Consider the following 9,272-nt stretch of genomic DNA (forward strand, 5'->3'; position numbering starts at 1 on the left):
GAATATGGATAGGTTGAAAAGTACCTTTGAATTATCCAAAAAAACAAAAAACCCCTATTATTAGGGGTTTGGTTTATTGAGGAATATTAATATGTCACTTCAATCTATTCTCGAATCGATGAAACTTTGCTGTAGATTACCTTGCTGATCCTCCGTGAAGACTTGGATAAAAATGCTCCCCCTGTATTCCTGATCGTACCAATTTAGGTTCACGAAGTTTAAAAGCCCGTCCAAACCGTCCAATGGTTCAGGATTACCATCGGTCTCGGCAATGACTTCCTGATTTTCAGAATAAATTATCAATTGAAAATTTGTATATGTCGGGGGTGGTGTTACAATAACAATGTCTAACCAGTCAGTACAGCTTTGCGGTGAAGGACATGGTGGCGGGGGCGGCATGGGCCGTACCCTAAAAACTTGTTCTCGATACTCCGAAATAAAATCTATTTCTTCCTGATTTGAGGTCCTTTCATTTTTGGCTTCCTCTAAGCGTTCTTCATCTTTGGCATCTCCTTGGCCCGAACCAATTCTATCATTCAACTCTTCAATTTCTGCATCGAGAGCCATAATACGGTTCTCCAAAAAAGCGGTTCTGAAATCGTCAAAATACAGGTAATTGGTTTCTGTGAGTATTCCCTCATAAGGTTCTTCCTCACCTCCGCCATGATAATCCTTTACACAGGATACTACGAGAGCCAGCAGTAGCGTGCTAAATAGTACTTTCGTTTTCATAATTGTCGTTTATAGTTTATTCTTTTATGGTTCGATTATTCAAAAGGTTAACATGGTTGCTTCCAAAACTTTCCGCCATACGAGCGAGGAGGTCTGTTTTCGAAGAAGTCACAAGTTAGCTTTGGCAACCTGTAAAACTAAAAATTATGTATCGTTGGCAAAATATTCTGTATCAATGGTCCTATTTTATAGGTGATTGGAACTATTAGGGCTTGAAAGCATTGTAGGAAAAAAAACCAGGCGCCAAGCCTGGCTTCTTACTTATAAAGAATTTGCCTATTGATCGAACTTCGTAAGCTCGGTGCGAGACATCAAATCGCCATTTTTTTTATACGTCTCCTGCTTCACCATTCCCACACCTTCTGCCAACCACAGTTTGGTGTTCATTTGTTGTTTGGCACCCATCGTCTCCGAGGTGTTGGTTTCGGTAATGAGATAGCAATCGAAGGTGCCCGCCGGGGTGGTCACGCTCTCCCTGGTCTCGACCTTTCGATCGGTCATGGCTACATTGATATTCATCGTCATGCCGGTCATGCTCATCGCAACCGCTACATTGGCATCGGCCAGTTCTTGCCCAACGCTCAGATCGTTTGGCAGCTCGATATCGGTTCCACTGATGTCCATTTCCATGCCCATATCGCTGTACTGCTGCATCATCTGACTGGGAAACAACGATTTGTAATCCACTCGGACTACATTATCAAGACAGGTGATGTTGTAATCCGAATTAAAGACTTCCTTTCCTTTCTTATCGGTAAACCGTAGTTCCATCGTCGCCTTGGTCGCATCTCCTTCCGAAGTGACGTTGGCCACGGTATAGCTCGTTACCCCATCGACCTTTCCTTTTTTGTTGTAATTGGTATACTCATAGCTGGTTCCCTCGGTCATGGGGTAGAACTTGCTACAATTTTGGCCCCATGCCAGGGAGAACGATGAGGCTGATACGAGTACGAGTGCAATTAATTTTTTCATGGATATACGTTTATTAGTGGGTTTGGATGTAAGCAATACTTCAATTTTTGTCGCTTGGACGATCTTTAGGGTTTCGGGGCACTATCATGTCTTGATGAATTCGACCCTTCGATTCTGTGCCTTACCGTCGGGGGTGGCATTGTTTCCAACAGGTTCCGTCTCCCCTTTCCCATCGGTCTGCAGACGGTCGCCGGAAATGTTATAAATAGAAACCAGGGCATTTTTGACGGCTTCCGCACGCTTTTTGGAGAGGGCCAAATTGGCCGCTTCCTCCCCGTCGGAATCGGTATGCCCGACAATATTGAGCTTCATGGCGGTCTCTTGCTGCAATACCTGGGAAATCTGACGGATAATGCCCATTGATTGCGGTTGGATGTTGGCCGAACCACTATCGAACAAAATGCCATTGGTAGAAATCTTTCCTTCGGAAATCAATTTTCTTCGAAGATCGACCCCTCCTTCGGCTACCTTCAGATTCGTAATAAAAACGCGTTCCTTTCCATCCTTAAGATTGTTCATATGGAATTTGAGGGTACTCAACACAGCTCCTTCAGGGGCAATACGGGGTATATCGATATGCTTTTCCTCATTGACCCATAAACGAAAGCGTTGCTTGTTCACGGCAATGGAAACGTGTGGTCGATTCAACACTTCGTCCCTTAGGTCTGCCTTAACGACACTGTAAATCTCTCTTTTATCATTGATTCGATTCTCCATTGTGATTCCAATAGGAGAGTATTGACAAAAGGGAAGGCTGGCCTGCACAAAGTTGCTACCCTCTTTGAACTTCTCGTCATCGCTTAAGTAAATGGAAAATTTGGAGGTGGAAGAGGTCCGCCTGTCAAGTCCAACGGTAAAAAGATCAAATTCTATGGTATACTCTTCCGGTAAATTGGGTACGTCGGGTAAAAAATAGATATTATAGCCAGAAATCAATTCCAACCATTTTTCAGGGGAATCGTTGACCGTAACGATTTCACCACCTCCGTTGGTATTCCACTTGGACGGAAAGTCACCCACAAAGTCGTTTTGGAAATCATCGTAGAACATCACCTTGTCGCCGGGAACAAAATCGAATTTGCTGTAAACGGTTATCGATTCGGGGTCATTGTCCGCATTCCCCTCGTTTGGCGCACTTGATGAGCCATTGGTATTGTTGTCATTTTGGTCGCCTTCGTTCGGAGCATCACCCTGTGGGACGGGGCTTTTTCCTTGTTTGCCTTTTTGGCCCGGTTCCAAGATACTATCCAAGGCTGCTTCCGTTTTCTCGGTGGTTTCCTTCTCGACCCTTCGTTCTACCGCCCGTTCGGCCGCCTTTTCGGCTCTTTTACCCAGTTTTTTGAGAAGCTGGCTATTGGCATTAGGGGCAAAAGCGAAGAGGAATAACAATAAAAAGCTACATTTTAAAAGTGTTCTACACGTTTTCATAGAGATTGATTTTTTTGAATTATCTAAAGATACGGAAATCATCTAAATACTTCGTAATCAGTTGATTTGAAGGAAAAAAGAGACGATTTGGCACCTATTTAATGCTTGAAAAATAGAAAGGTTAACCTTAAACGGAAGAAAATTTTTATGGTCGGGCCCCAATCCTGTGCTATTGGTTCTAAATCGTGTATGGTTTACAGTTTCAAAAATCTCGATATATCCTGTATACGGTTAAGGAACTGTCTTTTTCCTTAGTGACCAAGTCCGGGTTTTTATCACCATCCATATCCGCAAGATCGATCATGGAGTTTCCATAAATAGGGAAGCCGGGAATGGTTTCTGCTTGGCTATCAAATAGATATATCTTTTCGCTTTGCAGGTCGGTCACGCTGATGTAAATTTTATCATTTACTACAAATATTATAGGCGGGCTATAGACCCCTAAATCCAAGGTTACTTTTTTACCCCTTATGCTCAGCACATTATCGTTTATGTACACCAAGGTTTTTGAGGTAGCGTCCAAACCATGTTCTGGATTGAGGTAAAGTGGGGTGCGGGTTACTTTTCCGTTTTGGTCGATCTGGTGCAACACCCCTTTGGTATCGGTGATGGCAAATTGACTTTGATAAAGCAAGATCTCGTTGGTAGAGAAATCGATAGGCTCTGCCACTTCTACACGAACCGCTCCTTTTCGATTTAGAATTTTTAGGAGGCCGTTCTCCAGTTGAAAGACCAGATGGTCTTTGTTGCCGATAACCAAATGTTTTGGGGCGTTGAGAACGGGCGCTTCCGATCGGGTGTACGTGAAGCCTTTGACAATTTTTCCTTTTCGATCGTACATCGAAATCCGATTGCCTTGGGTGACCACCAGTCGATATTCCCTTTTTTGATCGTAGTCGAATACGGCGAGCGGATTCAGATTACCACCCGGAAAACGTTTGCAGAGCATTTTCACCTCTTTGCCATTTCTGTCGAGTACCCATAAATGATCGTTAGTTGTAAACGCCAGTTGTAAACGGCCATTCTTAAACAGGTCTACTTGATGTATCTTGCCCCGTATACGGGCATTCAATGCTTTTTTCCAAAGTATTTTCCCATCCTTTGAAATGAGATAGAGCCGATTTTCCTGATCTTGAACGACTACTTCTTTTTGGTTCGTAAGATGATTGATGACAAATTGCGGCCTATTCGCTATTTCTGCCTCCAACTGAACCCGAAATAAGGGCTGTACGCCAAGGCTTCTCCTCATCGAGCTTGATTTTTGTATGCTGAGATTGGTATGGAAAAAGCCTCCATCGGCCACGACCTGGGTGCTGAATACATATCCCGAGAGCTTCGGCGTTTTAATTTGCCGGTAAAACTCAGGTTTTAGTTCCTTTTTTATAAGGTTCTCCATGTGCTTTGGACTTCCAATATAAAGAATGGTGGAAGCAGCGGATAGGTTGTTCTGGGCCGTTTTGTATAATGAACCTTGGTTGAAGGTGGTTCCATTTTTATAATTACTGATAATTTCCCGTAATACCTCGGGATTTTCGGAAAATAAAAAGGCGTTTTCCAAAATTACACTGTACCTCGCTTCGAACCCGTCGATGAGGGGTTTAAATCCGTTAGTTAGAAAATCCGTTTTTGAAAGCTCAAGGATAGTGGTTCCTTGATGCTCTAGGGCACCTTGGCGCAGTTCGGCCAAAAAGTTGGTAATATCCTCCGATCCATAGGTATTCAGTAAAATGGCCCTATCACTCCCGGTATATATGAAGCCTATTTCTTCTACGGCGCTAAATAAGGAATCGGTAACGGGTGAATGTTGCAGATAGTGCTCTTGGTTGTTCGCAAAAACCCGGTAGTCATTAAAGGAGTAAGACAGCATACCGCTGGCTTGTATTGGTGCAAAAGAGGGGGTAGTATTTGGCAGTGGTTTTGTATTTCGGAACAAGTTCAGGAAGTTCGAACTTGAATCATTCACAGTGGTCAACCCACCGAGTAATAATTGATTCGGTTCACTATGGATATCCAAAGACATCCAATCCGAAAAGGATGATGGCTTAAAGCGGGAGTCGTGCGCGACTATCTGGGATAGGAATGAATCGGATTTGTTCAAGCGCACAAACAGTGTGCCGGGTTGATTCGAGTCCGAAACATTGAAAAGCTTCCTAAAAATAGTGTCGGTGCGATTCTGGCTCTGGGTATCAAGGGCGTTCCTAATAGCGTTTTCGGAAGAGCCGATAAATACCAATTCTTTGTCAATAGCGCTGTATACCTCCCGGTCTTCAATCATAAATTTTGAGAATCCATTTTCAGAACCCGATCCTTGTTCATATTTGATTCGCAGGCTATCGGTTCCAAAGATGTTTTCAAGATTTTCCGTTATAAAGAGAAAGTCCATCGGTAGGGTATCGCGTTTTGAAAAAATCAAAATACCCTGTGACTCCGGCCCCATTTGTTTTAAAAAGGCCAATGATTCGACCATCCGGTGATAAGGGTCGGTTTCAGTCAATCTTCCAACGAATTCGTTGGAAGGGAGGCTATCCATCAAGGACGAAAGATGATTGATTTTCAGGACTGCAATGCTGTTCGTAGGGATATAATCTGCCAACGTCTTCTTGGCAGTTCTTTCCTTTGCACAGTTAAAGACCAATAGGGGAAGCAAAAAAACCAAGGATTTAAGCTTCATAAGAGGTGTTTGTACAAAGTTATCATATAAAAGTTTTTTTCACCTTATTATCTTCATTAACCTGATCAGGGGAGCATCTGGAAGTTTGGGGCGAAGAGCTATACTTTTTAAAAGTCGAAAGTCAATTGCCCGGGTAGCAAGCGAAAGCTTTGGCGGTGATATTTAGTGACCCCATGGGTGCGAATAGCTTCCCGATGTTCTTTGGTGGGGTAACCTTTGTTCTGTTTCCAATTATATACGGGAAATTCCTCATGTATCCGTTCCATGTAGGCATCCCTATAGGTTTTTGCCAACACCGATGCCCCTGCAATACTCATGAATTTACTATCGCCCTTGACGATACACTCAAAAGGGATCTTCCCATAGGATTTGAATCGATTGCCGTCGACGAGAATAAGTTTTGGTGAAGGTTGCAGCTGGGCAATCGCCTGATGCATAGCCAAGATGGACGCATTTAGAATATTGATTTCATCGATTTTATCCGGAAAAATATGGGCCACGCCATAGGTGACGGCCTCCTGTTCCAATAAAGGCCTAAGGGCGGTTCTTTTAAATTCGGATAATTGTTTGGAATCATTGAGTACTTCGTTCTCGAAGGACTGGGGCAACATAATTGCGGCCGCGGTCACCGGACCGGCAAGACAACCCCTACCGGCCTCATCCGTACCGGCTTCTTCAACTATCTTAAAAAATGATTTAAGCAATGATTGTTCGAATGATAATTACGAATATAATCCAATTCAATGGAAAAGGGTTTATGTCCATCGTGGGCCTTGTCTTTGAAACAACCTGAAAAATTTCACATTTTATTACGAACAAAAAAATTTAACTTTACCCCCGTAATCCGCTTTATGAAATATCTCCTTCTATCGGTTTTGTTCTTTCTCAGTATGCCGCTCCTTGCCCAGGAAGATTCCCTTCCACCTGGTAAAAAGTCCGGTAAAGCAGTCAGATTTGGAAAGACCAAGCCCGAGTCGAATACCAGGAGTGAAAAGGAGAAAGAACCCGAGATTACTATTAAGGACTACAAGATTATTTCCCATGCCCGCGACACCACGTTTCTGGATACCACCCTTACCATTCAAAAAGAATATAAGTACAATTTTTTAAGGCGCGACGATTTTGAGTTGATGCCTTTTGCTAACGTGGGTCAACCTTATAACAGGCTGGGATTGAATTTTGAACGATGGCAAATGTATCCTTCTCTTGGGGCCAAGGCCAAACATTTCAACTATTTCGAGCTACAGGACATTAATTACTACAATGTGGCCACCCCGATGACCGATATTTTTTTCAAGACTACTTTCGAACAAGGACAAATGTTGGATGCCATGCTCACCTTCAATACCTCCCGTAGATTGAATTTCTCCATCGCCTACAAGGGCTTTAGGTCTTTGGGTAAGTATCGTTTTAATCAAGCGCAGTCAGGTAATTTCCGAACTACCACGAATTACGAGAGCAAGAACAAACGGTATAGTCTTAGGGCGCATGTCACGGCGCAAAACATTGAGACGGAGGAAAATGGCGGTCTCGCATTTAGCGAGGACCAATTTGTAAATGGGGGATCCGATTTTTCCGATCGGGCAAAGTTGGAAATAAGGTTCGACAATGCCGACAACCAAGTATTGGGAAAACGGTATTTCTTAGACCATCAATATAAAGTGCTTCGAAAACGGAAAGATTCCAGTATTACGGAAAAAACCTCCCTGGCCATTGGTCATGAGTTCAATTATGAAACCAAATATTATGTCTATTCCCAGGAAGAACAGGACGACTATTACGGTGACTCATTTTTGACTGCCATTAATGATAAGGCCATTTTAAAGACAATGTACAATCAGTTCAATGCCACTTTTTACAATTCGGTCTTGGGAAGGCTGCAAGGGAATATTAGTCTTTATAATTATAACTACTATTTCGATAGTCTTCTAATTACGGAGGACGAATTGATTGAAAATCAACTAAAAGGGGAGGAGATAGCAGTCGGAGCCGATTATGAAAAGAGAATCAAAGGTTTTGATATCGAGGGGTCTTTTAGATATACCGTATCCGGGAAACTTACCGGTACTATATTGGATGCTTCCGCAGGCTACGAATTGAACGAGAATAATCGATTTCGGGTCGCGATTCATTCGTCGGCCAACCTGCCTAATTTTAATTTTCTGCTCTACCAGAGCGATTATCGAAATTATAACTGGCAGAACTCCGACACTTTTGAAAATGAGCGGGTGAGCAGTCTGAAATTTGACCTTGAATCAAAGTTGCTGGGTAACCTTACTGCCAAGTACACCAGATTGGACAATTATGCCTATTTCGCCCCTGATTTCGATACGGCTACCGAGGAACAAGTAACGGCCGGTCTTGACAACGCTATTATCAAGCCTTTTCAGGAAACCAATAGTGTCAATTATATCAAACTAAAGTATTTTAAGGAGTTTAGGCTGGGAAAATTTGCATTGGCCAATACGTTGATGTACCAGAACGTATCACAGACCAATCAAGTGGTTAATCTGCCGGAAATGGTAACCAGAAACACATTGTACTTCTCTTCCGACGTATTCAAAAAGGCCATGTATATTCAGACAGGGGTAACCTTTAAGTATTTTAGCGAGTATACTATGAATGCGTATAATCCTGTTTTGGGGGAGTTCTACATTCAGAACAGTGAAAAATTTGGAGGATACCCCTTGCTCGATTTCTTCATCAATGCAAGGGTACAACAGACAAGGATTTATTTGAAAGCGGAACACTTCAATTCCGGTTTTGGCGAGACCGATAACTACTTTGCAGCACCGGATTACCCTTATCGTGACTTCGTCATTCGGTTTGGGCTGGTGTGGAATTTTTTCTCTTAAAGTATATATTGGCAACCATGACCAGTTTCTTGACCGGCTCGGATCGGGATGGTTTCAAATGATGGGAAAAGGGAATACTGGTTTCATAGCAATATGAATTTCGGGAAATTAAAAAGATAAATTGGTTTTGGGATCTATTTTACCCAGTAACCATTAATATTTTATTCGTTTTCAGAATGTTAGATTACTACTTCTGTCGTTTTGTGATGTATAACTGTCTTTCCGGGACAGCGGAATTGTTGTGAAATCGAATTTTTTAAGATATTTTTTTGAGTCCTTAACATGTTAATTATCAGATTATTGGACCTATTTCGGAAAAGCTTTTCAAAAAAAAATAGATAACTATTGTGTAAGCAAAAAAACCCTCTTATATTTGCACCCGCTTTGGGGCTATGAGGGGGACGATGAAGGGGATTGCCCGGGCGAGTTTGGTAGTTCATTGACAGATTGTAAAGACAACGGGCCCGGTCCCGCCGCCGATGGGCGGCTTTGACCGGGCCTCAAGAGAATTTGAACCGGGCGAGACGGGGCCGGGACGGGTTTTTCGGAGTGGGCACTTGTACTTATATAAGAATCGACAATGAAGAGTTTGATCCTGGCTCAGGATGAACGCT

General features: G+C 42.8%; 6 protein-coding genes. 1 reads left to right on the plus strand and 5 read right to left on the minus strand.

Features of this window, described 5'->3' with window-relative positions; translation table 11 throughout:
• Window positions 1-99 precede the first annotated feature (99 nt).
• The 5 genes from FK220_RS19020 to FK220_RS19040 form a co-directional block, all read right to left on the minus strand.
• On the minus strand, window positions 100-732 hold the full coding sequence (locus FK220_RS19020; RefSeq protein ID WP_152575950.1) for a hypothetical protein: 633 nt from the start codon (window positions 730-732) through the stop codon (window positions 100-102).
• A 276-nt stretch (window positions 733-1,008) separates the two neighbouring features.
• Window positions 1,009-1,704, minus strand: a complete 696-nt coding sequence (locus tag FK220_RS19025; protein ID WP_152575951.1) for a TapB family protein — start codon at window positions 1,702-1,704, stop codon at window positions 1,009-1,011.
• Window positions 1,705-1,788: 84 nt separating this feature from the next.
• On the minus strand, window positions 1,789-3,132 hold the full coding sequence (locus FK220_RS19030) for an OmpA family protein (RefSeq protein WP_152575952.1): 1,344 nt from the start codon (window positions 3,130-3,132) through the stop codon (window positions 1,789-1,791).
• 202 nt (window positions 3,133-3,334) lie between these two features.
• On the minus strand, window positions 3,335-5,803 hold the full coding sequence (locus tag FK220_RS19035; protein ID WP_152575953.1) for a ribonuclease HII: 2,469 nt from the start codon (window positions 5,801-5,803) through the stop codon (window positions 3,335-3,337).
• A 107-nt stretch (window positions 5,804-5,910) separates the two neighbouring features.
• Window positions 5,911-6,507, minus strand: coding sequence for a ribonuclease HII (locus FK220_RS19040; protein WP_152575954.1), 597 nt, complete (start codon window positions 6,505-6,507; stop codon window positions 5,911-5,913).
• A 147-nt stretch (window positions 6,508-6,654) separates the two neighbouring features.
• Here FK220_RS19040 and FK220_RS19045 point away from each other — a divergent pair, with 147 nt between their 5' ends.
• Window positions 6,655-8,658 carry a putative porin gene (locus FK220_RS19045; protein WP_152575955.1) on the plus strand — a complete coding sequence of 668 codons (2,004 nt, stop codon included), beginning with the start codon at window positions 6,655-6,657 and terminating at the stop codon, window positions 8,656-8,658.
• Window positions 8,659-9,272: the final 614 nt, after the last annotated feature.

The sequence above is a fragment of the Pelagihabitans pacificus genome (genome assembly GCF_009371985.2).
In the GTDB taxonomy this organism is placed as follows: Bacteria; Bacteroidota; Bacteroidia; order Flavobacteriales; family Flavobacteriaceae; genus Pelagihabitans; species Pelagihabitans pacificus.